This is a genomic window from Streptomyces sp. LS-MS-L19, assembly GCF_058382285.1.
Genome location: NZ_JBYCLL010000001.1, coordinates 2,242,638 through 2,268,503, shown reverse-complemented (window position 1 = coordinate 2,268,503; position 25,866 = coordinate 2,242,638). Strand labels below are relative to the sequence as shown.

Annotated in this window: 25 protein-coding genes; 13 read left to right on the top strand and 12 right to left on the bottom strand. The window is 71.9% G+C overall.

Features of this window, described 5'->3' with window-relative positions; genetic code table 11:
- Positions 1–53 precede the first annotated feature (53 nt).
- A complete protein-coding gene (locus AC2XR2_RS10010; RefSeq protein WP_491514830.1) occupies positions 54–1,076 on the top strand; it encodes a maleylpyruvate isomerase family mycothiol-dependent enzyme in 1,023 nt (340 codons plus the stop codon).
- A 95-nt stretch (positions 1,077–1,171) separates the two neighbouring features.
- On the opposite strand, the gene thpD is transcribed toward AC2XR2_RS10010, so the two are convergent.
- From thpD to AC2XR2_RS09980, 6 genes are all read right to left on the bottom strand, one after another.
- Positions 1,172–2,062: an ectoine hydroxylase gene (gene thpD / locus AC2XR2_RS10005; RefSeq protein WP_381298798.1), complete on the bottom strand. Its 891-nt coding sequence runs from the start codon at positions 2,060–2,062 to the stop codon at positions 1,172–1,174.
- Positions 2,062–2,466, bottom strand: coding sequence for an ectoine synthase (locus tag AC2XR2_RS10000; RefSeq protein WP_020140787.1), 405 nt, complete (start codon positions 2,464–2,466; stop codon positions 2,062–2,064). The genes thpD and AC2XR2_RS10000 overlap by 1 nt, the downstream gene beginning before the upstream one ends.
- Positions 2,467–2,494: 28 nt before the next feature.
- Positions 2,495–3,766, bottom strand: a complete 1,272-nt coding sequence (gene ectB / locus AC2XR2_RS09995) for a diaminobutyrate--2-oxoglutarate transaminase (RefSeq protein ID WP_330267781.1) — start codon at positions 3,764–3,766, stop codon at positions 2,495–2,497.
- 80 nt (positions 3,767–3,846) lie between these two features.
- The gene (gene ectA / locus AC2XR2_RS09990; RefSeq protein WP_381298799.1) at positions 3,847–4,353 is read right to left on the bottom strand and encodes a diaminobutyrate acetyltransferase; all 507 of its coding nucleotides are present in this window, start codon (positions 4,351–4,353) and stop codon (positions 3,847–3,849) included.
- Positions 4,354–4,660: 307 nt separating this feature from the next.
- Positions 4,661–5,179, bottom strand: a complete 519-nt coding sequence (locus AC2XR2_RS09985) for a DinB family protein (RefSeq protein ID WP_491514829.1) — start codon at positions 5,177–5,179, stop codon at positions 4,661–4,663.
- Between the two features lie 129 nt (positions 5,180–5,308).
- The gene (locus tag AC2XR2_RS09980; protein WP_491514828.1) at positions 5,309–6,409 is read right to left on the bottom strand and encodes a pyridoxal-phosphate-dependent aminotransferase family protein; all 1,101 of its coding nucleotides are present in this window, start codon (positions 6,407–6,409) and stop codon (positions 5,309–5,311) included.
- 117 nt (positions 6,410–6,526) lie between these two features.
- On the opposite strand from AC2XR2_RS09980, the gene AC2XR2_RS09975 reads away from it, so the two are divergent.
- From AC2XR2_RS09975 to AC2XR2_RS09925, 11 genes are all read left to right on the top strand, one after another.
- On the top strand, positions 6,527–7,390 hold the full coding sequence (locus AC2XR2_RS09975) for a transporter substrate-binding domain-containing protein (protein WP_330267784.1): 864 nt from the start codon (positions 6,527–6,529) through the stop codon (positions 7,388–7,390).
- The gene (locus tag AC2XR2_RS09970; protein WP_381298802.1) at positions 7,387–8,220 is read left to right on the top strand and encodes an amino acid ABC transporter permease; all 834 of its coding nucleotides are present in this window, start codon (positions 7,387–7,389) and stop codon (positions 8,218–8,220) included. The genes AC2XR2_RS09975 and AC2XR2_RS09970 overlap by 4 nt, the downstream gene beginning before the upstream one ends.
- Positions 8,217–9,002, top strand: coding sequence for an amino acid ABC transporter ATP-binding protein (locus tag AC2XR2_RS09965; RefSeq protein WP_491514827.1), 786 nt, complete (start codon positions 8,217–8,219; stop codon positions 9,000–9,002). Before AC2XR2_RS09970 ends, AC2XR2_RS09965 begins: the two co-directional genes overlap by 4 nt.
- Before the next feature lie 96 nt (positions 9,003–9,098).
- Positions 9,099–10,190, top strand: coding sequence for an amidohydrolase family protein (locus AC2XR2_RS09960; protein ID WP_381298804.1), 1,092 nt, complete (start codon positions 9,099–9,101; stop codon positions 10,188–10,190).
- 146 nt (positions 10,191–10,336) lie between these two features.
- Positions 10,337–11,248 carry an SCO1860 family LAETG-anchored protein gene (locus tag AC2XR2_RS09955; RefSeq protein ID WP_491514826.1) on the top strand — a complete coding sequence of 304 codons (912 nt, stop codon included), beginning with the start codon at positions 10,337–10,339 and terminating at the stop codon, positions 11,246–11,248.
- Between the two features lie 160 nt (positions 11,249–11,408).
- The gene (locus AC2XR2_RS09950; protein ID WP_491514825.1) at positions 11,409–12,035 is read left to right on the top strand and encodes a hypothetical protein; all 627 of its coding nucleotides are present in this window, start codon (positions 11,409–11,411) and stop codon (positions 12,033–12,035) included.
- Between the two features lie 170 nt (positions 12,036–12,205).
- Positions 12,206–13,060: an ABC transporter permease gene (locus AC2XR2_RS09945; RefSeq protein WP_491518428.1), complete on the top strand. Its 855-nt coding sequence runs from the start codon at positions 12,206–12,208 to the stop codon at positions 13,058–13,060.
- Positions 13,057–13,944 (top strand): carbohydrate ABC transporter permease, encoded by an 888-nt coding sequence (locus tag AC2XR2_RS09940; RefSeq protein ID WP_491514824.1) that lies wholly within the window; start codon positions 13,057–13,059, stop codon positions 13,942–13,944. Before AC2XR2_RS09945 ends, AC2XR2_RS09940 begins: the two co-directional genes overlap by 4 nt.
- A gap of 33 nt (positions 13,945–13,977) precedes the next feature.
- Positions 13,978–15,615 (top strand): type 2 periplasmic-binding domain-containing protein, encoded by a 1,638-nt coding sequence (locus AC2XR2_RS09935; protein ID WP_491514823.1) that lies wholly within the window; start codon positions 13,978–13,980, stop codon positions 15,613–15,615.
- Positions 15,616–15,658: 43 nt separating this feature from the next.
- The gene (locus AC2XR2_RS09930; RefSeq protein ID WP_491518427.1) at positions 15,659–16,723 is read left to right on the top strand and encodes a LacI family DNA-binding transcriptional regulator; all 1,065 of its coding nucleotides are present in this window, start codon (positions 15,659–15,661) and stop codon (positions 16,721–16,723) included.
- Positions 16,720–18,582, top strand: coding sequence for a DUF2264 domain-containing protein (locus AC2XR2_RS09925; RefSeq protein ID WP_491514822.1), 1,863 nt, complete (start codon positions 16,720–16,722; stop codon positions 18,580–18,582). Before AC2XR2_RS09930 ends, AC2XR2_RS09925 begins: the two co-directional genes overlap by 4 nt.
- A 22-nt stretch (positions 18,583–18,604) precedes the next feature.
- On the opposite strand, the gene cobC is transcribed toward AC2XR2_RS09925, so the two are convergent.
- The 6 genes from cobC to cobM are packed head-to-tail and all read right to left on the bottom strand — an operon-like array spanning position 18,605 to position 24,985.
- Positions 18,605–19,675 carry an Rv2231c family histidinol phosphate aminotransferase CobC gene (gene cobC / locus AC2XR2_RS09920; protein ID WP_491514821.1) on the bottom strand — a complete coding sequence of 357 codons (1,071 nt, stop codon included), beginning with the start codon at positions 19,673–19,675 and terminating at the stop codon, positions 18,605–18,607.
- Positions 19,665–20,594, bottom strand: coding sequence for a sirohydrochlorin chelatase (locus AC2XR2_RS09915; protein WP_381298810.1), 930 nt, complete (start codon positions 20,592–20,594; stop codon positions 19,665–19,667). Before AC2XR2_RS09915 ends, cobC begins: the two co-directional genes overlap by 11 nt.
- Positions 20,591–21,181: a precorrin-8X methylmutase gene (locus AC2XR2_RS09910; protein WP_491514820.1), complete on the bottom strand. Its 591-nt coding sequence runs from the start codon at positions 21,179–21,181 to the stop codon at positions 20,591–20,593. The genes AC2XR2_RS09915 and AC2XR2_RS09910 overlap by 4 nt, the downstream gene beginning before the upstream one ends.
- Entirely contained in the window at positions 21,178–22,869 is a 1,692-nt protein-coding gene (cobJ, locus tag AC2XR2_RS09905) for a precorrin-3B C(17)-methyltransferase (protein WP_491514819.1), read from the bottom strand. The genes AC2XR2_RS09910 and cobJ overlap by 4 nt, the downstream gene beginning before the upstream one ends.
- On the bottom strand, positions 22,866–24,167 hold the full coding sequence (gene cbiE, locus AC2XR2_RS09900) for a precorrin-6y C5,15-methyltransferase (decarboxylating) subunit CbiE (protein WP_491514818.1): 1,302 nt from the start codon (positions 24,165–24,167) through the stop codon (positions 22,866–22,868). Before cbiE ends, cobJ begins: the two co-directional genes overlap by 4 nt.
- Positions 24,164–24,985 carry a precorrin-4 C(11)-methyltransferase gene (gene cobM / locus AC2XR2_RS09895; RefSeq protein WP_123759893.1) on the bottom strand — a complete coding sequence of 274 codons (822 nt, stop codon included), beginning with the start codon at positions 24,983–24,985 and terminating at the stop codon, positions 24,164–24,166. Before cobM ends, cbiE begins: the two co-directional genes overlap by 4 nt.
- A gap of 148 nt (positions 24,986–25,133) precedes the next feature.
- Between cobM and AC2XR2_RS09890 the strand changes: the two genes are divergently transcribed.
- Positions 25,134–25,862 (top strand): ZIP family metal transporter, encoded by a 729-nt coding sequence (locus tag AC2XR2_RS09890; protein ID WP_330267799.1) that lies wholly within the window; start codon positions 25,134–25,136, stop codon positions 25,860–25,862.
- The last annotated feature ends 4 nt before the right edge of the window (positions 25,863–25,866 follow it).

Below are 25,866 nucleotides of genomic sequence, written 5' to 3'. Positions count from 1 at the left end.
ACGCCGCCCGTGGCGGGGCGGCGACAGGGGAACACAGGGAAAGGGGGCATCCGGTGACCGATCACGACGGCGTACGAGACCTGCTGGCCGCCTGGGCCTTCGGCGCCCTGGAACCGGCTGAGGAACACACGGTCCGACCACATCTGGCCACCTGCGAGAGCTGCACGGCGGAGGCGGAACGGCTACGCACGACCGCACGCCTGCTGGACGGCCCGCCGGCGGAGCCGGTCGGCGCGGCGGGTGGCGGTGGTGCCACGTCTTCTCTCGACGCCCTCCTCGCCCGTGCCCGGCGCACCCGGTCCGCCCCGGTGCGCGTGGCCCGGCACGCTGCCCCCTACGCGGCCGCCGTCGCAGCGCTCGGGGCGCTGCTGCCCGAGTTGGCGGGGCGGTGGTCCACGCCCGTCGTGCACGACTGGGACGTGCACGCCACCCTGGCCCATCTCCTCGCCGCCGACGAGCACTTGGCGCTGCGGCTCGGTGTGGGGGCGAGGGTGCCGGGTGCGCGGATCGACGAGGACGCGGAGTGGGCGGCCGCCTGGGAGCGCCGTACCGCCGAGGTGATCGCGCACGAGTACGGCCGTACGCCCGAGGAGACCGTCGCCGCCTGGTCCGCGCAGGCCGCCGACCTGCTCGCCACCCCGTACGCCCGCGACCCCGAACTCGCCGCCGGGACCACGCTGTTGATGGGGATCAGGCTGCCGGTCACCGAGCACTTCCTGGTGCGCGGCTTCGAGGCGTGGATCCACACCGACGACATCGGCCGCGCCCTGGGGATCGCCGTACCGCCGCCGCCCGAGGAGCACCTGGGGCAGCTGGTGCGGCTGGCCGTGCGGATTCTCGGGGGAGCCCTCGGGGCCGGGGCGCCGCCCGTGCTGTTCGCGGTCAGGGGCGGCGACGAGTGGGTCCTGGGTTCGCAGAGCGATCCCGTGGCCGCCGAACTCACCCTGGACCCCGTGGACTTCTGCCTGCTCGTCGGCGGGCGGTACGCCCCGGACGCGGTGCCCCGAAACGCGACAGGCGACGCGGCCGCCGTACGGAACGTACTGGAGGCGGCCGCGTCGCTGTCGTGGCTGTGAGACCGGCTCACCGGCTCACTTCACCGGCGTGAAGTCCCTCGCGCCGATGCTGCATTCTCCGGGGGACAACCCCCGGACCCCCGGCCGGGATCAAGCTACCGGACTGGAGTGAAATCCCTTGCTCCGATGAACGTCGGCCGCCGGATCGGAGCCGCGAACGGTTCCACGGCCTGGTTCTCCACACTGTTGAACACGATGAACACGTTGCTGCGCGGGAACGGCGTGATGTTGTCGCCGGAGCCGTGCATGCAGTTGCAGTCGAACCAGGTCGCCGAACCGGCCTTGCCCGTGAAGAGCTTGATGCCGTACTCGGAGGCCATCGCGGTCAGCGCCTCGTCGGAGGGCGTGCCCGCGTCCTGCATCTGGAGCGACTGCTTGTAGTTGTCCTTCGGGGTGGCCCCCGCGCACCCGAGGAAGGTGCGGTGCGACCCCGGCATGATCATGAGACCGCCGTTGGTGTCGTAGTTCTCGGTCAGCGCGATCGAGACGGACACCGTACGCATGTTGGGCAGGCCGTCCTCGGCGTGCCAGGTCTCGAAGTCGGAGTGCCAGTAGAAGCCGCTGGCCCCGAAACCGGGCTTGACGTTGATCCGCGACTGGTGGACGTAGACGTCCGAGCCGAGGATCTGCCGGGCCCGGCCGACGACCCGCTCGTCGCGCACCAGGTTCGCGAACACCTCGCTGATCTTGTGCACCTCGAAGACCGAGCGGATCTCCTTGGACTTCGGCTCGATGATCGAGCGCTCGTCCGCGCGGATCTCCGGGTCCGTGACGAGCCGCTCCAACTCGCGCTGGTACACGGGGACTTCGTCGGGTCCGATGAGCTGGTCGACGGCGAGGAAGCCGTCGCGTTCGAACGACTCCAGCTCGGCCGTGGCGATCGGCCCCGGCGCACCGGGGGCCGACCAGACGACCGGGTCCTTGCGCGGGGTCGACACCTCGGTGGTGCCGCGGCTGGGGTACAGGTCGGTGATGGTCACGGTCATCACACCTCCTCGGGTTCGGTGAGCAGCGGGTAGACGCCGTTCTCGTCGTGGTCCTCCCGGCCGGTCACGGGCGGGTTGAACACACAGATGCAGCGGAAGTCCTCCTTGATCCGCATGGTGTGCCGCTCGTGCCCGTCGAGGAGGTACATGGTGCCGGGCGTGATCGTGTACTTCTGCCCGGTCTCGTCGTCGGTGAGCTCGGCCTCGCCCTCGACGCACACGACGGCCTCGATGTGGTTCGCGTACCACATCGACGTCTCGGTACCCGCGTACAGGATCGTCTCGTGCACGGAGAAGCCGACCCTCTCCTTGGCGAGCACGATGCGTTTGCTCTCCCATGTGCCGGACGCGGCCTTCACGTGCCGGTCGGTGCCTTCGATCTCCTTGAACGAACGGACGATCACGGTGTTGCGATGCCTCCTAGGTGGTGTTTCAGACGGTTTCCCGTACGGCGCGGGCGAGGATGCTGAGGCCCTCGTCCAGTTCGTCGGGGGTGATTGTGAGCGCCGGGAGCAGCTTCACGACCTCGCTCTCGGGGCCCGACGTCTCGATGAGCAGCCCGAGTTCGAAGGCCCGGTGCGCCACCCGGCCGGCGCGCGCCTTCTCGTGGAACTCCAGGCCCCACACCAGCCCGCGGCCGCGGTACTCCTTGATGTCGGCCAGGTTCTCCTCGGTGATGGAGATGAGCCCCTGCTCGACCTGCTCGCCGCGCTTGCGGGTCTGCTTCTCCATCGCGGAACCGTCCGCCCAGTACTGCTCCAGGGTGGCGGTGGCCGTGACGAAGGCCGGGTTGTTGCCGCGGAAGGTGCCGTTGTGCTCGCCCGGCTCCCAGATGTCCAGCTCGGGCTTGAACAGGCACAGGGACATGGGGAGGCCGTATCCGCTGATGGACTTGGAGACGGTGACGATGTCGGGGGTGATGCCCGCCTCCTCGAAGGAGAAGAAGGCACCCGTCCGTCCGCAGCCCATCTGGATGTCGTCGACGATGAGCAGCATGTCCTGCCGCTCGCACAGCGCGGCGAGGGCCTGGAGCCACTCGCGGCGGGCGACGTTGATGCCGCCCTCGCCCTGCACGGTCTCGACGATCACGGCGGCCGGCTTGTTGAGACCGGAGCCCTGGTCCTCCAGGAGCCGCTCGAACCACAGGAAGTCCTCGACGGTGCCGTCGAAGTAGTTGTCGAACGGCATGGGGGTGCCGTGCACGAGCGGGATGCCGGCGCCGGCCCGCTTGAAGGCGTTGCCGGTGACGGCCAGCGAGCCGAGGGACATCCCGTGGAAGGCGTTGGTGAACGACACGATCGCCTCGCGCCCCTTCACCTTCCGCGCCAGCTTCAGCGCGGACTCCACGGCGTTCGTGCCCGTCGGGCCCGGGAACATGACCTTGTACGGCAGGTCGCGCGGGCGCAGCACCAGGTCCTGGAAGGTCTGCAGGAAGGCGCGCTTGGCGGTGGTCGACATGTCGAGCCCGTGCGTGACGCCGTCCCGCTCCAGGTAGTCGATCAACGCCCGTTTCAGCACCGGGTTGTTGTGGCCGTAGTTCAGTGAACCGGCGCCGGCGAAGAAGTCCAGGTACTCGTGGCCGTCCTCGTCGTACATGCGGCTGCCCTGCGCGCGGTCGAAGACGGTGGGCCAGCCGCGGCAGTAGCTGCGCACCTCGGACTCGAGGGTCTCGAAGACGCTGAGGTCGGGCTGGGTGATGGTCACGACGAATCGCTCCTCGGGTGCGTGGGGGAGAAGTGCGGGTTGTCGGTCGGCGGTCGTTCCGCTGCGCGCGTCGGCCCTGGTCAGGGGGAGAGGGGGCCGATGCGGTAGAGGACCTCGGGGTCGTGCGGCCCGTCGGGGAACAGGCTCGTGTCGAACAGCACCTCACGCTCGACGGCGGCGCCACGGCGTTCGGCGAACGAGGTGAACAGCCGTTCGGAGGCGGTGTTGCCCGGGGTGATCGTGGTCTCCACGGTGGTCAGCCCGCGCTCGGCGGTGAGCCGGGCGGTGAGGCCGTCCAGGAGGGCGGCGGCGAGACCGCGGCCGCGGTACGCGGAGTCCACGGCGACCTGCCAGACCAGCAGGGTGCCGGGCCGGTCCGGGCGGACGTACCCGGTGACGAAGCCGACCGGCTCCCCGCTGTCGTTCCGTGCGACGGCCGAGGTGGCGGCGAAGTCGCGGCACCACAGCAGATAGCTGTACGACGAGTTCAGGTCGAGAACCTTGGAGTCGCGGGCGATCCGCCATAGCGCGGCTCCGTCCGCGACCGTGGGTCGGTCGATTTGCAGGTCTGCTTGTGCGGCAGTCATGCGCATTGAATTTACCGAGGGAAATTCAAAATTGCATCGCCGGATGGGGTTACGTGCGGGCGCTCGGTGTGTTATCACGCGTGCGCGCACCAACGCGCGAGAAGTGCCCGATACGCCCCATTGTGCCCCGTCAAATATGGGGCAATTCGATCAAGGTGTGTAACGCGTCACAGCCGTGTAACCCCCACGAGATCTCCCCGAATTCAGCCTCTGTGCGTTCGCAGAATCTTTGCGTTTAGGACGAGGGAAAGCGGGCAGAAGAATACGGGAAGCTAAGCTCCGATAAACTCGGGAATTACCTCGCCAATTATGTCCCGGTAACCCCGTCGATACGCTCCCGCAAGATGTCGGCGTGCCCGTTGTGCCGCGCGTATTCCTCCACCATATGAACGAACACCCACCGAAGACTGACCTCGACCCCGGCCATGTCCCCGCCGACGATCCGCCCGACCCCGTCGAGCGACCGCCCCGCACACACCTCCCGGCCCCGCGCGACCTCTCGCCGCCAGACCCCCAGCGCCTCGTCGAGCCCGCGGCGCGGATCGAGGACGTAACCGGTGGGCTCGTCGAACACGGGCGGCAGATCGAGCCCCCCGACGACCCGCTGGAACCAGTTCCGCTCCACCTCGGCCAGATGCTGCACCAGCCCGAGCAACGTGAGCGCGGACGGCTCGGCGGCCGCGACCCGCACCTGCGCGTCGTCCAACCCCCGGCACTTCAGCTCAAGGGTGGCCCGATGAAAGTCGAGCCAGCTCTCCAGCATGGGCCGCTCGTCGCCGGTGAGCAGGGGGATGGGCCGCCCGTCGGGAAGCGTGTGTGTGGTCATGGGTTCAGGGTGTCAGCGCGGTAGAACTCCGCCCAGGGTGCGCGCCCCTCAGGGGCGCGGGGAACTGCGCGGCGAGCCACTACGGAGCCGCAGCCGCCGACGAACCGAAGTGGCACTACCTCAAGGCGCTCAACGCCAAGCGTCCTCCGCCGCGCGCAGCGCACCCTCTACGGAAACCGCCGCGCCCGTCTCACCCAGCGCCGCCCCCAACGCCGTCAAGCAGCGACGCACAACCTCCCGCGTCGCGTCCGGGCCATAGTGGTTGACGCGGATCATCTCCTTGGACAAGGCTCCACCGCCCGCGGCCAAGGGAGCCGTGGGATCGAGTTGCAGCGCTCGCGTCACCAGTTCGGCGGCGTTCACGTCGCCCGGCGTACGCACCGTCGTCGCGACCGGCGCCGCCGCCCCGTCCTCGTGCACATACGGCTCAAGGCCCCCGCCCAGGACCCGTACCCCCGCCCGCACAGCCGCAGCCGCACCCCGGTGCCGGCCCATCACCGTCTCCAGCCCGTCCGCCTCGATCCGCTCGACGCACGCCTCCAGCGCCAGCATCTCCAACTGCGCCGGCGCGTGCAGCAGAGCGCGACGGCCGCCGTCGATCCAGCGCTCCTTCCAGTCCAGGAGGGAGAGATAGGAGCGTCGCGGCGCCGCCGGGTTCGCCGCCATCCGCTCCCACGCCCGCGAGCTCACCGACACCGCCGACACCCCCGCGGGCCCGCCCATCGCCTTCTGCGCCCCGATCACGCACAGGTCCACACCCCACGCGTCCGGCAGCACCGGCTCGGCGCCCACGGAGGCGACCGCGTCCAGGTAGAACAGCGCACCCCGCCGCCGTACGACCTCTCCGATCTCCGCGACCGGGTTGGTGTTGCCGGTCGCCGCCTCCGCGTGCACCAGCGACACGAAGTCGATCGACGGGTGCTCCTCGAACGCCGCGGCGATCTGCTCGGCCGTCACCGCCGTGTGGAACGGCACCGCCAGGTCGATCACCGTCGCCCCGCAGTCCCGCAGCCAGTCCCCGAAGGTCTGCCCGTACGGACCGGTGATGACGTTCAGCGCGGTCGTGCCCGGACCGGCGGTCCCCCGGATCGCCCCCTCCAGCGGCAGCAGCGCCTCGCCCTGCATGATCACGACGTCCTGCCGGGTGTCCAGCAGCCGGGCCACCCGGTCCTCGATCTCGGCGAAGCGGGCGGCGCTCAGCGGGGCCAGGTCCAGGAGCGGGTGTGTCACGGCGGTGCCTTTTTCTCGGATGGGGTAGAGGTGACGAGAGTAACCGGCGCCCCAACCCGACCGGCGACCCCGTCGTACCCCACCGCGACCACATCGTTCCCCCCACCGGAGGTCCTCGTGCACACCGTCCCCGGCCGCAGAGCCCACACCCAGGCCCGTCTCCTGGCCGCCACCACCGCCACGGCCGGACTGCTGCTCCTGACCGCGTGCACCTCGACCGACGACGGCGGCAGCGGATCGAAGACCGCCGCGGGCGGGGTCGAACTGGTCAAGGCCGGACAGCTCACCACCTGTACCCACCTGCCGTACCCGCCCTTCCAGTCGGAGATCGACGGCAAGGTCCAGGGCTTCGACGTCTCGCTCGTCGACCTTGTGGCCAAGGACCTCGGCGTGAAGCAGGAGATCCTCGACACCCCCTTCGAGAACTTCAAGACCGGCGCCTTCCTCAACTCCGGCGAGTGCGACCTGGCCGCGGCCGGCATGACCATCACCGAGGAACGCAAGAAGAACGTCGACTTCTCCGACCCCTACTTCGACGCCACCCAGGCCCTCCTCGTCGACAAGGGCAGCGGGATCACCTCGCTCGCCGACGCCAAGGCCAAGAAGGTCAAGCTCGGCGCGCAGGCCCAGACCACCGGCGAGGACTACGCCAAGAGCCAGGGCTTCGACCCGGTCTCCTTCGAGTCCTCCGACGCCGTCCTCAACGGCCTGCGCTCCGGCCAGGTCAAGGCCGTCGTCATCGACTACCCCGTCGTCCAGGGCTGGCTCAAGACCAAGGCGAACGCCGACGCCTTCCAGCTCGCCGGGCAGATCAACACCGGTGAGCAGTACGGCTTCACGGTGAAGAAGGGCAACACCAAGCTGCTCGCCGCCGTCAACAAGGCGATCGCGGACGCCAAGGCCGACGGCACGTACAAGAAGCTGTACGAGAAGTGGATCGGTCCCTACGACGAGTCCGCGGCGTCCCCCTCCGCCTCATGACCGCCACCGACACTCAAGTCCAGCCCCGCAAGAAGGGCCTGACCAGGCGTCAGAAGCGCAGCCTGTCCCGCGGCATCCAGTACGTCGTCTTCGTCGCCGTCGTCATCGCCTTCGCGGTCTCGGCGGACTGGGGGCGGCTGAAGAACCAGTTCGCCCAGGCCGACATCGCCGACCAGATGTTCCCGGACGTCATCACCCTGGCGCTGAAGAACACCGTGCTCTACACGCTGTCCGGCTTCGTCGTCGGACTCGTCCTCGGCATGGTCATCGCGCTGATGCGGCTGTCGTCGGTCGGCCCGTACCGCTGGTTCGCCGGCGTCTACATCGAGATCTTCCGCGGCCTGCCCGCCCTGCTGATCTTCATCTTCATCGGCGTGGCCGTCCCGCTCGCGTTCCCCGGCACGGAGATCATCGGCGGTACCTACGGCAAGGTCGCCCTCGCGCTCGGCCTGGTCGCGGCCGCCTACATGGCGGAGACGATCCGCGCGGGCATCCAGGCGGTGCCCAAGGGGCAGATGGAGGCGGCCCGTTCGCTCGGGTTCTCGCCCGCCCGGGCCATGATCTCGATCATCATCCCGCAGGCGTTCCGGATCATCCTCCCGCCCCTGACCAACGAGTTGGTCCTCCTGTTCAAGGACTCCTCGCTGGTGCTGTTCCTCGGCGTCACCCTGGAGGAACGCGAACTGTCCAAGTACGGCCGCGACCTGGCCAGTACCACCGCCAACTCCACGCCGATCCTCGTCGCCGGCCTGTGCTACCTGCTGGTGACGATCCCGCTCGGGTTCGTGGTCCGCCGTATGGAGGCGAAGGCCCAGGAGGCCGTGAAGTGAGTACCAGCGCTGAAATCGAAGTACGCGGTCTGTACAAGGCGTTCGGCGACAACGAGGTCCTCAAGGGCATCGACCTGGAGATCGGCCAGGGCGAGGTCGTCTGCGTGATCGGCCCGTCGGGCTCGGGCAAGTCGACCTTGCTGCGATGCGTGAACCTGCTCGAAGAGCCCACCAAGGGGCAGGTGTTCGTCGGCGGCACCGAACTCACCGATCCCGACGTCGACATCGACGCCGTACGCCGCCGTATCGGCATGGTCTTCCAGCAGTTCAACCTCTTCCCGCACCTCACGGTGACCGAGAACCTCACGCTGCCGCAGCGCCGGGTCCTGAAGCGGGACAAGGCGAAGGCGGCGCGGGTGGCCGCCGAGAACCTGGAGCGGGTCGGCCTCGCCGAGAAGGCCGACGCCTACCCCGCCTCCCTCTCCGGCGGCCAGCAGCAGCGTGTCGCGATCGCCCGCTCGCTGTCCATGGGCCCGGAGGTGATGCTCTTCGACGAGCCGACCTCGGCCCTCGACCCGGAACTGGTGGGCGACGTCCTCGCGGTCATGCGGATGCTCGCCCAGGAGGGCATGACGATGATGGTCGTCACCCACGAGATGACGTTCGCCCGCGAGGTCGCCGACCGGGTCGTGTTCATGGACGACGGGGTGATCGTCGAGGACGGCACCCCCGCCCGGGTCATCGGCGCGCCCAGCCACGAGCGCACCCGGCACTTCCTCTCCCGCCTCCTCGACCCGGCGATGGCCGACGTGGAGAACGTGGAGGACGAGAAGGGAAGCTGAACCCGTCGACCGGGCCGCCCACCGCGTGGCGGGCCCGGCCGCATCCGACGCGGCCCGCTACGGAGACCTGCCGTCCGGCTGACTAGGGTGCGGGGCATGAGCGATCGCGCGGTGCTGCACGTGAAGGGCCGGATCCTGGTCGGCCCCGAGGAGATCCGGGACGAGCTGTGGGTGGTCGACGGGCGGATCTCCTACGACCGTCCCGTCGCCGCCCGTGACATCCGCACGGTGTCGGGCTGGGCGCTGCCCGGCCTCGTCGACGCCCACTGCCACGTGGGCCTCGGCCCGCACGGCCCGGTCGAGCGGGACGTGGCCGAGCAGCAGGCCCTGACCGACCGGGAGGCCGGGACCCTGCTGATCCGCGACGCCGGTTCCCCCTCCGACACCCGCTGGGTCGACGACCGCGAGGACCTCCCGAAGATCATCAGGGCGGGCCGGCACATCGCCCGCACCCGCCGCTACATCAGGAACTTCGCCTGGGAGATCGAGCCCGAGGACCTCGTCGCGTACGTCGCCCAGGAGGCCCGGCGCGGGGACGGCTGGGTGAAGCTCGTGGGGGACTGGATCGACCGCGAGGTGGGCGACCTGGCGCCCAGCTGGCCGCGGGCCGAGGTCGAGGCGGCCATCGCGGAGGCCCACCGCCTCGGCGCCCGCGTCACCGCGCACTGCTTCGCCGAGAACTCCCTCCAGGACCTGGTGGAGGCGGGCATCGACTGCGTCGAGCACGCGACGGGCCTCACCGAGGACCTGATCCCCCTCTTCGCCTCCCGGGGCGTCGCGATCGTCCCGACCCTGGTCAACATCGCGACCTTCCCGAAGCTCGCGGACGGTGGCGAGTCCAGGTTCCCCCGCTGGTCCGCCCACATGCGCCGACTCCACGAACGGCGCTACGACACCGTCCGGGCCGCCTACGACGCCGGCATCCCGGTCTTCGTCGGCACCGACGCGGGCGGCACGCTCCCGCACGGCCTGGTCGCGGCGGAGGTGGCCGAACTGGTGACGGCCGGCATCCCCCCGCTCGACGCCCTCGCGGCGACCACCTGGGGCGCCCGCGCCTGGCTGGGACGACCTGGGCTGGAGGAGGGCGCCGCCGCCGACCTCGTGGTCTACGCACAGGACCCCCGCGCGGACGTACGCGTACTGGCGGACCCCGACCGGATCGTGCTCAACGGCCGCGTCGTTCAGTAGGAGGCGGCAGGCGTGTGAAGGCGCGCTCGAAAGCGTGCGCGGATGCGCCACGATCGTGTGAACTCCTTGGGGAACGCTGTCGAACGACGAGCGGTGCGACATCCTTTCGAGGTCCCGAGCCAGTCCTCTCTGGGGGTCCCACCACCTTGAACAGCACCAACTTCCGCATGCCCGCACGCCGTCTCGCCACGGTGGCGGCGGCCACCGCCCTGGCCGCCGGTCCCGCGGCACTGGGGGGCGCGAGCGCCGCGCACGCGACCGGCGCGCAGGGCCGGGCAAGCGCCGTCGTCCTGCGCACCGGGCTGGATGTCTCCCTGCTCGACAAGACCGTGAACGTCCCGCTCGCGGTCGCCCTCAACGAGGTCCAGGCACCCCGGAGCGCCCGGCGGACCGCCCTCAGCGCCACGTTGGACGGCGTGGACGGCGGCCGTCCGTTCAGCGTGCTCACCGCCGAGACCGCCGACGCGAAGGCCACGGTCACCGCCGGGAAGGCCGAGGCCACCACCGAGCTCGCCCACGCGAAGGTGCACGTCCCCGGCCTCCCGCTGCTGTCCCTCGTCGAGATCGAGGGCATCACCTCCGAGGCGACCTGCGAGGCCGGAAAGACCCCGACCGCCTCCTCGAACCTCCTCGGCGCGGTGACCGTGCTCGGCAAGAAGGTCACGGTGACCGCGGGCGGTCCGACCGACGTCAAGGTCCCGGGCGTCGGCGAGGTCCGTCTCGACCTGTCGACGAGCGCGACCACCTCGGACGCGGCCGCCGCCACGGCACTCGAACTCCGCGTCGCGGTCAACCCGTTGAAGCTGGGCGTCGCCGAGGTCGAGGGCACCCTCACCCTCGCGAAGGCCACCTGCGAGACCCCGTCGGCCCCCGCCCCGTCGGCCCCCGCCCCGTCAGCGGCGCCCCCGGACGAGATCAAGCCCCAGGGCGGCCCCGCCAAGGAGGCGGGCCTGGCCGAAACCGGCGGCGACTCCCTCACCCTGTACCTCGCGGGCGGCGCCGTCGCCCTCCTGGTGGCCGGCGGCGGAGCGGTGGCCGCGGCCCGACGCCGGGGCTGACCACACGAAGCGCAGGCGCGTGCCGGGCGCCGCCGAGAAGCATGACGAGCCCTGACCGTCCGCATCGGCGCCCGGTTCACCCGAATGGCACAGTCGCCGTATCTCTGCCACCGTGGGAGTCGAGGGGGCCTGCCCTGCCGTGGGGGGTGAGGAGGTCCCCATGCGTGCAGCCCCTGCGATGCGTGCCGCCCCTTTGGCCGGCCTCGCGGCCGTGGTCCTCACGCTCGTCGCCTTCCTTCTGCTCGGCGACACCCCGGAGTACGACGCTCCGGGGCGTCAGGTGCGGTTCTACTACACCGGCCATCAGGGGCGGGTCGGCACGAGTCTGTATCTCCTGGTCATCGCCGCGGTGCTGTTCGTCTTCTTCGCCGCGTACCTGTCCCGCGCGGTCCGGGACCTCCCGGCCGGCGGCTGGCTGCACCGGGTCGTCCTCGCAGGCGGTGTCCTGATCGCCGTCGGTTTCCTGGTGGGCGCGGCCCTCACGCTGGCCCTGCTGGATCTCTCGGACCAGTCCTCGGCGACCCCGCAGGCGCTCCAGGCGCTCAACGCCGTCAATGAGGACTTCTTCATCCCGTTCGTCGTCGGCATGGGCCTGATGCTGCTGGCCACGGGATTCGCCACGGTCCGCGCCGCCGACTCCCCGCTGCCCCGCTGGCTGAGCTGGGCCGCGATCGCGCTGGGCGTCCTGGTCCTCATCCCCTGGGTCGGCTTCTTCGCCTTCATGCTCGCCGGGGTGTGGGTGATCGTCGCGAGCGTCCTGCTGGCCCGCCGCCCCGTGACGGAGTGACAGCGTGAGTGAGAGCGTTTTCATTCGCCCAACCACTCAAGTTTGTCAGAACTGTTGACCCTTGCATGAAAGCGTTTTAACTTCCTCTTCGCTCCAACCCACCGGGAAGAGGGAGAGTCTTGGCCGTCGTTCGACGAAAACGCTTCCAGAGCCGGGCCCTTGTGCTGCTGATGCTGCCCGGCCTCGCCTACTTCCTGCTCTTCCACTACGGCGCCCTGGTCGGCAACGTCATCGCCTTCAAGGAGTACGTCCCCTTCGACGGCCTGTGGGGCAGCCCCTGGACCGGACTCGGCAACTTCCAGCGGATGTTCGAGGACACCGCGTTCTGGGACTCGGTGCTCAACACCGTCTGGATCGCCGTTCTCCAGCTCGTCTTCTACTTCCCGGTCCCGCTCGGCCTCGCCCTGCTGCTGCACAGCCTCACCTGGAGCAGCGTCCGCCGCTTCGTGCAGTCGGTGGCCTATCTCCCGCACTTCATCTCGTGGGTGATCGTGGTCGCGCTCTTCCAGCAGCTGCTCGGCGACACCGGACTGCTCAACTCGGGCCTCGACGGCATGGGGTTGCACACCGTCGACATCATCGGCAACCCCGACGCCTTCAAGCCGCTCGTGGTCGCCCAGGTCGTCTGGAAGGACGCCGGCTGGGGCACGATCATCTTCCTCGCCGCGCTCGCCCAGGTCGACGAGCAGCAGTACGAGGCCGCCGCGATCGACGGGGCGGGCCCCTGGCGGCGCTTCTGGCACGTCACCCTGCCCGCCATCCGCCCGGTGATCGTGCTGCTGCTGATCATGCGGCTCGGTGACATCCTCTCCGTCGGCTTCGAGCAGATGCTGCTCCAGCGCGACGCGGTCGGCCCCGAGGCCTCCGAGATCATCGACACCTTCGTCTACTACCAGGGCATCGTCGGCGGCGACTACGGATTCGCCGCCGCGGCAGGGCTGTTCAAGGGCGTCGTCGGCGCCCTCCTCGTCTACGCCGCCAACAAGGTCGCCCACCGGCTGGGCGAACAGGGGGTCTACAAGTGAGCAGCCACCTACGGCCGGGCTGGATGGAGAAGCCCAAGCCCGTCACCCAGGCCGCCAAGGCGGTCGCCCTCGTGGCCGTGGTCCTGCTGGTCTGCGTGCCGTTCCTCGTCATCGTGTCGACCTCGCTCGCCTCCACCCAGGAGGTCGTCGACAACGGCGGCTGGGTGCTGTGGCCGACCGAGCCGAGCCTGAAGGCCTACCGCGACATCCTCGACGGCGGCATCGTCACCCACGCCCTCGGAGTGAGCGTCGGTGTCACGGTCACCGGCACCCTGCTCAGCCTCCTGTGCACGGTGACCCTCGCCTACGCCCTCGCCCGCCCCGGCGTGTTCGGCGGCCGCTCCGTCCTCCTCCTCGTCCTGTTCACGTTCCTCTTCCCGCCCGGCATGATCCCGAGCTTCCTGCTGGTCAAGGAGCTGGGCCTGCTGGACAGTTACGCCTCGCTGGTGCTGCCCGTCCTGGTGAACGTCTTCAACCTGGTCGTCCTGCGTGGCTTCTTCCAGGGCATCCCGGACGAGCTCTACGAGGCCGCGCGGCTGGACGGCGCGGGGGACCTCCGGGTGCTGGTCTCCGTCGTACTGCCGCTGTCCAAGGCCGCGTTGGCCGTCGTGGGCCTCTTCTACGCGGTGGCGTACTGGAACTCCTGGTTCTACGCCTCCCTGTACCTGGAGAGCGACCACTGGCCCCTCCAACAGGTGCTGCGCACCTATGTGGTGGCCGGTTCCGGGCTCACCGACGCCACCACCGGCGAGGGCACCGTCACCGCCCCGCAGACCGTGCAGATGGCGGTCCTCGTCATCGCCACCGTGCCGATCCTGCTGATCTACCCCTTCCTCCAGAAGTACTTCACCAAGGGCGTGCTCACCGGCGCCATCAAGAGCTGACGCTCACCCAAGCCGACACGAGGTGATCCACCCATGCCCAGCATGTCCCGACGCACCTTGCTCCTGTCCGCCGCGGCGGTCTCCGTCCCCGGCGCGCTGACCGCCTGCTCCACCGGCTCCGGCGACAGCGACGTCTCCAACGCCGGCAAGAAGCTGGCCCCCTGGCCCGAGTACAAGGCCGCGAGCGGGCCCAGGCCGGACCTCGCTGCCACCGAGCAGGGCGTCCAGGCCGGCTACACCGCCTACCCCGCCGACCTCGTGAAGTCCGTCTCCCGCACCCCCGGCGACGGCTCCACCGTCAAGGTCATGTCGGTGTCCTTCGGCACCCCGCCCAAGCCGGCCTCCGCCAACCGCTTCTGGGCCGCCGTCGAGAAGGCGCTCGGTGTGAGGATCGAGTACACGATCGTCTCCCAGGCCGACTACCAGAAGAAGATGGCCACCGTCATGGCGGGCGACGCCGACACCCTGCCCGACATCATCAACCTGTTCTCCGGCTTCGTGCTGCCCCGCGAGGCCGAGTTCGTGCAGCGCCGGGCCGAGGACCTCACGCCGTACCTCTCGGGCGGGGCCGTCGCCGACTACCCCAACCTGGCCGGGATCCCCACCCACGCCTGGCAGGACATGGGCCGCATCGGCGGCCGCATCTACGGCATCCCGCTGGAGCGCCCGCTGCCCGGCTCCACCCTCTGGCTCAACCAGGGCCTGTTCACCGACGCCGGCATGAAGGAGGGCTGGACCTCCGAGGACTTCGCCGCCGTCGCCCGGCGGGCCACCAGCGGCCGTACCTACGCGCTCGGCGCCGCCAACGGCTCCCTGTTCGGCAACGCCGTGCACGCCGCCGCCCACCACGCGCCCAACGAGTGGGCCGTCACCAAGGACGGCACCTTCCACCACTGCGCCGCCGACGAACGCTACAAGGCGGCCATCGCCTTCCAGGCCCGGCTCCGCAAGAACGGCTCCTACTATCCCGACTCGACGTCCGTCTCGCAGATCGACCTGACCACCCTCTACTACAACGGCACCGTCGGCTCCATGCAGGACGGCTTCGGCGCCTACCTCCCCAAGTACCGTGAGTCCAAGGGCAAGTTGACCCCGGCCGCGGCGCTGCCGTACAGCGTGGACGGCGAGCCCGGCGGGATCGTCGCCGCCCGCCGCTCCTTCGGCTACACCGTCCTCAAGCGGGCCAAGAAGGAGCGGATCGAGCTCCTGCTGCGCATCCTGGACTACCTCGCGGCCCCCTTCGGCAGCCAGGAGTGGGAGCTCGTCCACTACGGCGTCGAGGGCACCCACTTCACCCGCGGCAAGGACGGCTCACCCGAACCCACCGAGCTCGGCGAGGTCGAGAACAACACCAACCTGCCGCTGAAGTACCTCGCCGAAGGCCCGCAGGTGCTGTTCGTGCCGGGCCTGCCCGACGCCGTACGGGCCCTGCACGCCTGGCAGACCGAGGTCGTGCCGCGCGCCCTGCGCAACGCCTCCAACGGCCTCCAGTCCCGCACCAAGAACGCCCAGGGCACCACCCTCAAGGCGATGCTCGACGACGCCGTCACCGGAATCGTCGCCGGGCGGCTGCCGCTGTCGGAGTGGGACGGGGTGGTCAGGAAGTGGCGTGCCCAGGGCGGCGACAGAATGGCCGCGGAGTTCGCGAAGGACCACGCCGCCAACACATGAGGCGCCGCCGGTGGAACAGGAGACGCGGGGGATGGGGAACGACATGACGGGCAAGGGGCGGGTCACCATCCGCGAGGTCGCCGAGCGGGCCGGGGTCTCGATGGCCACGGCCTCACGGGCACTCAGCGGCAACCACCCGGTGCCGGCCGCGACCCGGGCCCGGGTGCTGCGGGCCGCCCGCGACCTCGACTACGTCGCCAACGCGCACGCCCGGGCCCTGGTCGGCGGTGGCCGCAAGATGGCCGCCGTCGTGGTCCGGCAGGTCACCAGCCCCTTCTACGCCCAGGTCGCCGAGGGAGTCGAGGCCGAGGCCGCCGACCGCGGCTGGCTGTGCGTGGTCGGGGCCACCGGCGGCGACCCGCAGCGCGAGATGGAGTTCGTGCAGCTGATGCGGGAGGAGGGCGCGCGGCTGGTGATCCTCGTCGGCGGGGTCGTCGAGGACGACGCGTACCGCGAGCGCGTGACCCACTACGCGCAGGCCCTCGACTCCACCGGGGCCCGGCTCGTGCTGTGCGGCCGCCCCGCCCCCGACCCCGAGATCCCGGCGCTGGTCGTCGAGTTCGACAACGAGGCCGGCGCCCGGGCCGTCACCGCGCATCTGCTGTCCGCCGGGCACCGGCGGATCGTCTTCCTCGGCGGGCTGCCCGGGAACACGGCCCTCGACGCGCGCGTCGCCGGATACCGGGCCGCGCTCGCCGAGCACGGGCTGCCACCGGGGGCCGCGCGGGTCGTCGACTGCGGCCTCGGCAGGGCGGCCGGTCTCCGGGCCATGACCGAACTGCTGAAGGAAACACGGGAGTTCACAGCCGTGGTGGCCGGCGACGACATGGTCGCCGCCGGCGCGCTGCGCGCGATCGCCGACGCCGGACTCGTCGTACCGGACGACCTCTCCGTCGTCGGCTACAACGACATCCCGCTCGCCGAGGACTTCAACCCCCCGCTCACCACGGTCCGTACGCCCGCCGAGGAGCTCGGCCGGGCCGCCGTCCGCATCGCCCTGCGCGACCCCGAACAGGCCGCCGGGAGCCACCATCTGCTGGGCACGCACATCGTCGTACGCCGAAGCGTCGCCCCGCCCCCGACCGACGGAGGACTCACCCCCGTATGACCGCGCCGCATGTGCCGCTCTCCGACGACCCGACGCAGCTCCCCGGACTCCCGCCCGCCGACCCCCTCCGCTCACCGCTCACCGGCTGGACCCGCGCCCACTGGGAAGCCCTCGCCGACCGGCTGCTCGACGGGCTCCGGCCCTACGCCACCCCCGGCCTCGCCCAGTACCGGCTGCCGGGCCCGGCCAGCCACTCCGGGGCCTGGTCCGACGGCCTCGAGGGGTTCGCCCGGTCCTTCCTGCTCGCCGCCTTCCGGATCGCCGGATCCGGGGGGCGGGTCGGCCCCGCCCTCATCGAGCGGTACGCCACCGGGCTCGCCGCCGGCACCGATCCGCACCACCCCGAGCACTGGCCGCCCATCGCCGACCGGGCCCAGCCGATGGTGGAGGCCGCCTCGATCGCCCTCGCGCTGCACGAGTCACGGCCCTGGCTGTGGGACCGGCTCGACGACCGGGTGCGGGACCAAGTGGTCGCGTGGCTGGGCGACTTCGTCGGGGCCACCGCCAACGACTCCAACTGGCGGCTGTTCCAGGTGATCACGGAGGAGTTCCTCGCCTCCGTCGGCGCCCCGCACAGCCGCGCCGAGATCGACGCCGGACTCGCCCGGCTGGACGACTGGTACCGGGGCGGCGGCTGGTACACCGACGGCGACGGGAAGAAGTTCGACTACTACAACGGCTGGGCGCTGCACCTGTACCCGGTGCTGTGGGCCCGGATCGCGGGACCGCGCGCCGCCCCCGACACCGTGGCCCGGCACCGCGCCAGGCTGCGCGAGTTCCTCGCCGTCCACCAGCTCTTCTTCGGCTCCGACGGCGCCCCCGTCCACCAGGGCCGCTCCCTCACCTACCGGTTCGCGGCCGCCGCCCCGCTCTGGGCGGGCGCCCTCGCCGACGCCACCCCGCTGCCGCCCGGCGTCACCCGCCGCCTGGCCTCCGGCACCCTGAAGCACTTCACCGAGCGGGGCGTCCCCGACGAACGCGGCCTGCTCTCGCTCGGCTGGTACCGGCCCTTCCCGGGCGTCCTCCAGCGCTACTCCGGGCCCGCCTCCCCGTACTGGGCCGCCAAGGCGTTCCTCGGCCTGCTGCTGCCGGCGGACCACCCGGTGTGGACCGCCACCGAGGAACCCGGCCCGGTCGACACCACCGACTCCGTCCTCGCGCTCCCCGCCCCCGGCTGGCTGATCCACTCGACCGCCTCCGACGGCATCGTCCGCCTCGTCAACCACGGCACCGACCGCCTCCCGCCCCCACCCGCGACCGACGCCGACGGCCCCCACTACTCCAAGCTCGCCTACTCCACCGCCACCGCCCCCGAGACCCCCCTCGGCCCCGACAACCACCTCGCCCTGCTCGCCCCCGACGGCACGCCGTCCCCCCGCGGCCGCATCCACCCACTGCGCTGCGAGGGCCGTACGGCGGCCTCCTGGCACGAGGCACTCGGCCGGCGCGTCGAGACGGTCAGCGTGGTCCACGGACCGTGGGAGATCCGCGTGCACCGGATCCCGGGAGACAACACCCCGGTGCGGGAAGGGGGTTGGGCCGTCGCCGACGACACCGAGCCACCCGCCGCCGAGTCCGGGCCCGGCCGGGCGCTGGCCCGCCGCGCCGACGGACTGACCAGTGCCCTCGTCGGGCTGTACGGCTGGGGCGAGGCCGCCGGGACGGTCGTGGCGGCCGAGGACACCAACGCCTACGGGAGGTACTCGGCCACCCCCGTGCTCGACGGCACCGGCCCGCTGCTGGTCACCCTCGTGATGCTCGGCACCGCCCCGCACACCGGGGCGAGCGCGCACGTCGACGGGGACGGGGGCGTGCGGGTGCGGTTCCCCGACGGAGTCAGTGAGCGGGTGGCGCCGTAGAGCGTCTCCGTCATACGGGTCGTCAGCCCTTGCTGAGGGTCACCGCCTGGTCCAACGCCTGAAGGAACCGGTTCACCGTAGCCCGGTCCCGCACCGCGAGCCGCAGCCACTCCTCGCCCAGCCCCGGGAACGTGTCCCCGCGCCGCACCGCGAAACCCAGGTCGCGCAGATGCCGTCGTACGGCCGCCGCCGCGGGCAGTCGTACGAGGACGAAGGGGCCCTCCGCGGGCTCGGTCACCCGGAGCCCGTCCGGGGCGAACTCCCGCAGCCCGGCGACGAGATGGGCCCGGTCGGTGGCGACCCGGTGGGCCGCGTGGGCGGCCTCCGCCAGGGCCCGCGGCTCCATGCACGCCGCGGCCGCGGCGAGGGCCGGGGTGGAGACCGGCCACAGGGGCTGGGCCCGCTCCAGGTCCGCGATCGTCTCCGGGGCGGCGAGGACGTAACCGATCCTCAGACCGGCCAGCCCCCAGGTCTTCGTCAGGCTGCGCAGGACGACCAGACCGGGCACGTCCGTGCGCCCGGCCAGGGCCTCGCGCTCGCCCGGCACCGCGTCCAGGAACGCCTCGTCCACCACCAACGTCCGCCCCGGACGCGCCAGTTCGGCGATCGCGGCGGCCGGATGCAGGACCGACGTGGGGTTGGTCGGGTTGCCGACGACCACCAGGTCGGCGTCCTCGGGGACGGCCGCCGCCTCCAGCCGGAAGCCGTCCTCCTCCCGCAGCAGCACCCGCTCCACCGCGTGCCCGGCATCCCGCAGCGCCGCCTCCGGCTCGGTGAACTGCGGGTGCACCACCACCGCATGACGGATCGTCAGGGCGCGGGCGAGCAGCACGAACGCCTCGGCGGCGCCCGCGGTCAGCAGCACCCGCTCCACGGGCACCTCGTGCCGGGCCGCCACCGCCGCCCGCGCCTCGCGCCCGTCGGGATAGGCGGCGAGCCCGGTCAGCGACCCGGCGATGCGCTCCCGCAGCCATGCCGGGGGAGTGTCCGCGCGGACGTTCACGGCGAGGTCGGTGAGCCGGGCCCCGTCGTCCCGCACCTCGGCGTCGCCGTGGTGCCGCAGGTCATGGCCCCCGGCGCGGTCAGTGCGCATGGGAGTGGCTGCCGTGGTGGTGTCCGTGGTGGTGATGGTGGCCGTCGTCGTCCGGGTGGAAGTGCGGCTGCTGCGGCAGACCCACCTTGTCCTCGAACCCGGGCAGCGCGATGCGGTACACGCACGAGTCGCAGTTCATCCTGAGGTCGCCCTTGACGGCCTCCTCGTACCGCTCCAGCACCAGGTCGAGCAGCTCCGGCTCCGGACCGATCACCTCCGCCGAGCGCACCTCGACCTCCGGGTGCGCCGCCGCCCAGCCCTCGGTCTGCTGCTTCACCCGGTCCGGCAGGATCCCCGTGAACAGGAAGTAGGGGAGCACCACGACCCGCCTCGCCCCCAGCGCCGCACACCGGTCGAGCCCGCTCGGCACGTCCGGCGCGGCCAGCGACACGAACGCCGTCTCCACACCCGCGTAGCCGCGCCCCTCCCACAGCAACCGGGCCGCCTTGTACACCTCGGCGTTGGCGTCCGGGTCCGTGGAGCCGCGGCCGACGAGCAGCACGGTCACGTCCGCCCGGTCCAGGGGCGTGCGGCCCCCGGTGGCGCCCAGCGCCTCGTCGAGGCGGCGCTCCAGCACGTTCAGCAGCGCCGGGTGCGGGCCCAGCGGACGGCCGTAGGTGTACGAGATCCCCGCGTGCCGCTCCTTCTCGCGGGCCAGCGCGGCCGGGATGTCCCCCTTGGCGTGCCCGGCGGACACCAGCATCAGCGGGACCGCGGCGAACCGGCGGACCCCGCGCTCCACCAGCTCGCCCACCGCCTCGGTGAGCGGCGGCGGGGACAGCTCGATGAAGCCGCCCGCCACGGGCAGGTCGGGACGGCGGGCCCCCAGCTGCCGGACGAAGTCGCGGAACGCCTCGGCCCCGGCGTCGTCCCGGGTGCCGTGACCGGCGATGAGCAGGGCGGGCGGCGGGGTGGTCACGATGTCTCCTCAGTGGGGTGAGTGGGGTGGTACAGCAGGGCGTTGAGCGCGGCCGAGGCGACCGCCGAACCGCCCTTCTCGGACACGTTGCTCACGGCGGGCAGCCCGCTCGCGCGCAGCGCGGCCTTGGACTCGACCGCGCCGACGAAACCGACGGGCAGCCCGATGACGAGCGCCGGGTCCGCGTCCAGGGTCAGCAACTCCTCCAGCGCGGTGGGGGCGTTGCCGATCACCCAGATCGCGCCCGGCCCGACCTGCTCGTGGGCGAGTCGTATCGCATGGGCCGAACGGGTCAGCCCCGGACCGGACCTGGCGTCCCGCAGCCGGCAGACGGTCTCCCGGCGCGTGATCCCGGCCGCGACCATCTCCACGTCCGTCACGACGGGCGCCCCGGAGTGCAGCGCGGCGTGCGCCTTCTCCAACTCGTCCTCGTCCATGACGAGATCGGTGGCGTACTCCAGGTCCGCGGCGGAGTGGATGACCCGCTCCACCACCGCCCGGGTCAGCGGCGGGAAGTGCGAGGTGTCCAGGCGGGCGCGCAGCCGCCGGTAGGACTCCACCTCGATCGGGTGGACGACACGGTTCACCTGGTGCCCTCCTGCCAGCGGTAGCCGCGCGGGGTCACCATGCGCCCCGCGATGTCACGGGTCGCCGTGTTGCCCACGGTCACGACCGTCATCATGTCGACCGTCGCCGGGTCGAGCGCGGCCAGGGTCGTCAGCCGGGCGGACTCGTCCGGCCGCGACGCGTTCCGTACGACACCGACCGGCGTGCCCGGATCCCGGTGCCCGGCGAGGATCGCCAGCGCCTTGGGGAGCTGCCAGTCCCGGCCCCGGGAGCGGGGGTTGTAGAAGGTGACCACGATGTCCGCCTCGGCCGCCGCCCGCACCCGCCGCTCGATGACCTCCCACGGGGTGTGCAGGTCGGACAGGCTGATGGACACGTGGTCGTGGCCCAGCGGGGCACCCAGGATCGCGGCCGCCGCGAGCGCCGCGGTCACCCCGGGGACGCCGATCACGTCGATGTCGTCGGAGGCCTCGGCGAGCGCGGGGGAGGCCATCGCGTACACCCCGGCGTCCCCGCTGCCGATCAGCGCGACCGCCTGTCCCTTGCGGGCCTCCTCGACGGCCGTGCGCGCCCGCTCCTCCTCCGCCCCGAGCCCCGACTCCAGGACCCGGGTGCCGGGCCGCAGCAGATCGCGGATCTGGTCGACGTACTGGTCGAGCCCCACCAGCACGGAAGCGCGCCGGAGTTCCGCCTTCGCGCGGGGCGTCAGCAGGTCCCGGGCGCCCGGACCGAGCCCGACGACCGCGAGCCGGCCGCGCGCGGGACGCCGTACGACCGCACAGGTCGCCATGGCGGGTGCGCCGTCCGCACGGGTGGACTTCCGCTTGGGGACGAGGAGTTCACCGCCGCCGATCAACGCGGCGGCCTCCGCGACGGACGGCGTGCCCACGGCGGCCAGGGGAGCGTCCGACGGGTTGGGCACCTCGACGGCCGCCAACTCCTCGGCGGAGCAGGTGATCAGAGGCACCCCGAGCCGCTCGGCGGCCGCCACGATCCCCGGCTCCTCGGCCTTGGCGTCCACGGTGGCGAGCGAGGCGACGCTACGACGGGACAGCCCGGCCTCGCCCAACGCGCCCTCGATCAGCTCCAGCACCTCGTCGACGGGCGCGCCCTTGGAGGCGCCCACACCGACCACGAGGGTCGGCGGACGCAGCACGACCTCCCGCTCGGTGGGCTCCACGAGCCGGTCCGTGACGCGGATGCCGTACGCCCCCTGTCCGGCGACCGGCAGCGGAGGCAGCGGCCAGCCCGACTCGTTGTGCAGGGCGACGGGCTCACCGTCCAGGAGCGCCCGCGACACGGCCGCCACCGCGCCCTCCACGGGCAGCCCGAGGGTGTCGAGCCCCGGCACCCCCACCGCGTCGGTCGCCGTCGTCACCACAGGCTCGGCACCCAGCAACTCCCCGACCTCGCGGGCGAGTTCATTGGCACCGCCGCCGTGACCGCCGACCAGGGACACGGCGAACCGGCCGCCCTCGTCGACACACACCACACCCGGGTCGGACACCTTGTCGCCGAGCAGCGGCGCGATCAGCCGGACGACCGCTCCCGTCGCCAGGAAACACACCAGCTGCTCGCACTCCGCGAACGCCCGGCGCACGGCGTCCCCCACGGGTCCGTCGTACGCGCGCGTGCGGTCCGGCCAGGCCGCGGCCAGCCGGTCGCACGCCGCCGCCCCCGCCGCGGTGGCGGAAATAAGGCCGATCACTGAGCAACTCCCTCTCGATACGCGGGGTTTCTGACGCCCCACAGCAGGAAAACCGGATTGGTCGCGGCGAGCCGGGTCACGTCCCCCGGCAGCGGCGTGAGCCGGGACGACTGCAACAGGACGCCGTCGCAGTCGAACCCGGCGTCGGTGAGAGCCGCGCGCACGGCCGGCACCCGGTCGAGCGCGGCCATCGCGACGACGACACTCCGCCGGGCCCGGCGGGCACAGACGGCGACGATCTCGGGCAGCTCACGACCGCCACCACCGACGAACACGGCGTCGGGATCGTCGGCGAGCTCCCCGAGCGCGTCGGGCGCACCGCCGTGCACGACCTGGACGTCGACACCGTGCGCGTCGGCGTTGGCGCGGATCCGCTCGACCCCGTCGGCGGCTTTCTCGACCGCGACGACTGCGGCCCCGAGCCGCGCACACTCCACGGCCACGGAACCTGACCCCGCACCGACGTCCCAGATCAGATCCCCGAGCCGCGGCCCGAGCCGGGCGAGCGCGAGGGCCCGCACCTCGAACTTGGTGATCATGGAGTCGCGGTGCGCGAACTCGCTTTCTTCCAGGGCCCATTGCGAGGGTGCGGGGGGAGGCCCGGCGACGGTGCGCACGGCACCGAGAGTCCGCCCCTCGTCGAGACAGAGGACGACACTCACGGCCGTACCCCAGTCCCGGGCGGCGGCTTCGGAGGGGGTGACGCGTTCGACGCGTTCGTCGCGGGTACCGAGTGCAGAGGCAACGAGGAGTTCGCGTCGCAGGGGCGCGGGGAACTGTGCGACCAGCCCCGACGCAGCCGCACCCGCCCGACGACCTTCCTCGGCACCCCCCGCTGCGAGCGCGGCACCAAGCTCCGCTGGCCCGGCCCCCGGCCCGGTGAGCACCGCCACCTTGGGACGAGCCCGGCACACATTGACGGCCGTCCGCAGATCCCGCCCGTGCGCACTGACCACCACCGCGTCGTCCCACGGCACCCCCACCCGGGCGAACGCGGCGGCCACGGAGGACACGCCGGGCCGTACATCCAACGCGGCCGCCCCGAACCGCTCCGCCAGCACCCGCACGATCCCGAAGAACCCGGGATCACCGGAAGCCAGCACCACGACTCGGCTCCCCTTGTCGAGATGCCGTTCGATGACGTCGAGGGCCGGAGCCAGCGGCCCGAGAACGACCCGCTCCGCACCCGCCGGAACCGCCGCCGCGTCCAGATGCCGGCGCCCGCCCACGACCAGCTCCGCACCGGCCAGGGACTCCGCGGGCGCCGCCCCCGTCCCCGTACCCACGACCGTGATCACGTGCCGGCACCCTTCGCAGCCCGCAGCGCCCGCCGGGCCTCAGGGTCGGCCTTGCGGTACCCGTGGAAGTGCCCGGGGTGGTACAGGTGCGACCGCGTCCCCTCGGAGTCCAGCGCGGGGCCCACCAGGAACAGCGTGTGCTTCCAGAGCTTGTGCTCCTTGACCGTCTCCTCCAGCGTCCCGATCGTGCAGCGCACCATCAGCTCCTCCGGCCAGGTCGCCTGGTAGGCCACGACGACCGGGGTGGACGTCGGATAGCCGCCCTCCAGCAGCTCCCGCACCAGCTGCCCGCTGCGCGCGGCGGACAGGAAGATCGCCATGGTGGTGCCGTGCTTGGCGAACTCCCGCACCTCCTCGCCGGGCGGCATCGGCGTCTTGCCGCCACCGAGCCGGGTGAGCACGACGGACTGCGCGACCTCCGGGATGGTCAGCTCCCGCTGCGCGAGCGCGGCCACGGCCGAGAAGGCGGAGACCCCGGGCACGACCTCGGTTGCCACGCCGATCGCCGCACACCGGTCGAGCTGCTCCTGCGTGCCGCCCCAGAGGGCGGGGTCGCCGGAGTGGATGCGCGCGACCTTGAGCCCGGCCTCACGGGCCCGCTCGTACACCGCGACCACGTCCTCCAGCGACATGGTCGCCGAGTCGAGGATCTCCGCGTCCTCGCGGGCGTGTTCGAGGACCTCCGCCTGCACCAGGCTCGCGGCCCAGATCACGACGTCGGCCTCGGCAATGGCACGCGCGGCACGGAACGTCAGCAGATCGGCGGCGCCGGGGCCGGCACCGACGAAGGTCACCTTGCCGGTGGGGGCATCGGCCATGGGAATCGGTCCTCTCGTCACAAAGGGTGGTGCAAAGGGTCTTGCGAAGGGGCTGCGAGGTCTACGGATGCGGTCGGCGGGACGGCCGGACGGGCGCGAACGGAGGTCGGATGTGCGCGAACGGGGGTCGATCGGATACCAAGTCCCTATGGCGGTCTTCGTAGCGCTCGGCGCGTTCCTGATGACGCTGGCCGGCGGCTGGACGGCACAGCGGGTGACCGACCGCCGTCATCTGGTCCTGGGACTGGCCGGCGGACTGATGCTCGGTGTGGTCGGCCTGGACCTGCTGCCGGAGGCGCTGCACGCGGCCGGCGACGAGGTCTTCGGCGTCCCCGCGGCCCTGCTGCTGTTCGTGGCCGGCTTCCTGCTGGCCCATCTGGTGGAACGCCTGCTGGCCGCCCGGCAGGCCGCGCACGGCGGCGAGGAACACGACGGCCGGGTCCCCGAGGTCGGCCTGACGGCGGCCGGCGCGATGGTCGGCCACAGCGCGATGGACGGCGTGGCGATCGGCGCGGCCTTCCAGGTGGGCGGCGGCATGGGCACGGCCGTAGCGCTCGCCGTCGTGGCCCACGACTTCGCGGACGGCTTCAACACGTACACGATCACGAGCCTGTACGGGAACGCCCGCCGCAAGGCCCTGATCATGCTGTTCGCGGACGCGGTGGCCCCGGTCCTCGGCGCCGCCTCCACGACCTTCGTGACGATCCCGGAGACCCTGCTCGGCGGCTATCTCGGCCTCTTCGGCGGCGCGCTCCTCTATCTCGCGGCGGCCGAGATCCTCCCCGAGGCCCACCACGAACACCCCGCCCGCTCGACCCTGCTGTGCACGGTCGCGGGCGTGGGCTTCATCTGGCTGGTGGTGGGCCTGGCGGGCTGACCCC

What these genes read in the sequence shown, in the direction of transcription:
- thpD (WP_381298798.1), bottom strand. Translation starts at nt 2,062, where the DNA reads ATGACCGTGACCATCACCGACCTGTACCCCAGCCGCGGCACCACCGAG.
- ectA (WP_381298799.1), bottom strand. Translation starts at nt 4,353, where the DNA reads ATGACTGCCGCACAAGCAGACCTGCAAATCGACCGACCCACGGTCGCG.
- AC2XR2_RS09985 (WP_491514829.1), bottom strand. Translation starts at nt 5,179, where the DNA reads ATGACCACACACACGCTTCCCGACGGGCGGCCCATCCCCCTGCTCACC.
- AC2XR2_RS09970 (WP_381298802.1), top strand. Translation starts at nt 7,387, where the DNA reads ATGACCGCCACCGACACTCAAGTCCAGCCCCGCAAGAAGGGCCTGACC.
- AC2XR2_RS09960 (WP_381298804.1), top strand. Translation starts at nt 9,099, where the DNA reads ATGAGCGATCGCGCGGTGCTGCACGTGAAGGGCCGGATCCTGGTCGGC.
- AC2XR2_RS09950 (WP_491514825.1), top strand. Translation starts at nt 11,409, where the DNA reads ATGCGTGCAGCCCCTGCGATGCGTGCCGCCCCTTTGGCCGGCCTCGCG.
- AC2XR2_RS09945 (WP_491518428.1), top strand. Translation starts at nt 12,206, where the DNA reads ATGCTGCCCGGCCTCGCCTACTTCCTGCTCTTCCACTACGGCGCCCTG.
- AC2XR2_RS09935 (WP_491514823.1), top strand. Translation starts at nt 13,978, where the DNA reads ATGCCCAGCATGTCCCGACGCACCTTGCTCCTGTCCGCCGCGGCGGTC.
- AC2XR2_RS09930 (WP_491518427.1), top strand. Translation starts at nt 15,659, where the DNA reads ATGACGGGCAAGGGGCGGGTCACCATCCGCGAGGTCGCCGAGCGGGCC.
- AC2XR2_RS09925 (WP_491514822.1), top strand. Translation starts at nt 16,720, where the DNA reads ATGACCGCGCCGCATGTGCCGCTCTCCGACGACCCGACGCAGCTCCCC.
- cobC (WP_491514821.1), bottom strand. Translation starts at nt 19,675, where the DNA reads ATGCGCACTGACCGCGCCGGGGGCCATGACCTGCGGCACCACGGCGAC.
- cobM (WP_123759893.1), bottom strand. Translation starts at nt 24,985, where the DNA reads ATGGCCGATGCCCCCACCGGCAAGGTGACCTTCGTCGGTGCCGGCCCC.
- AC2XR2_RS09890 (WP_330267799.1), top strand. Translation starts at nt 25,134, where the DNA reads ATGGCGGTCTTCGTAGCGCTCGGCGCGTTCCTGATGACGCTGGCCGGC.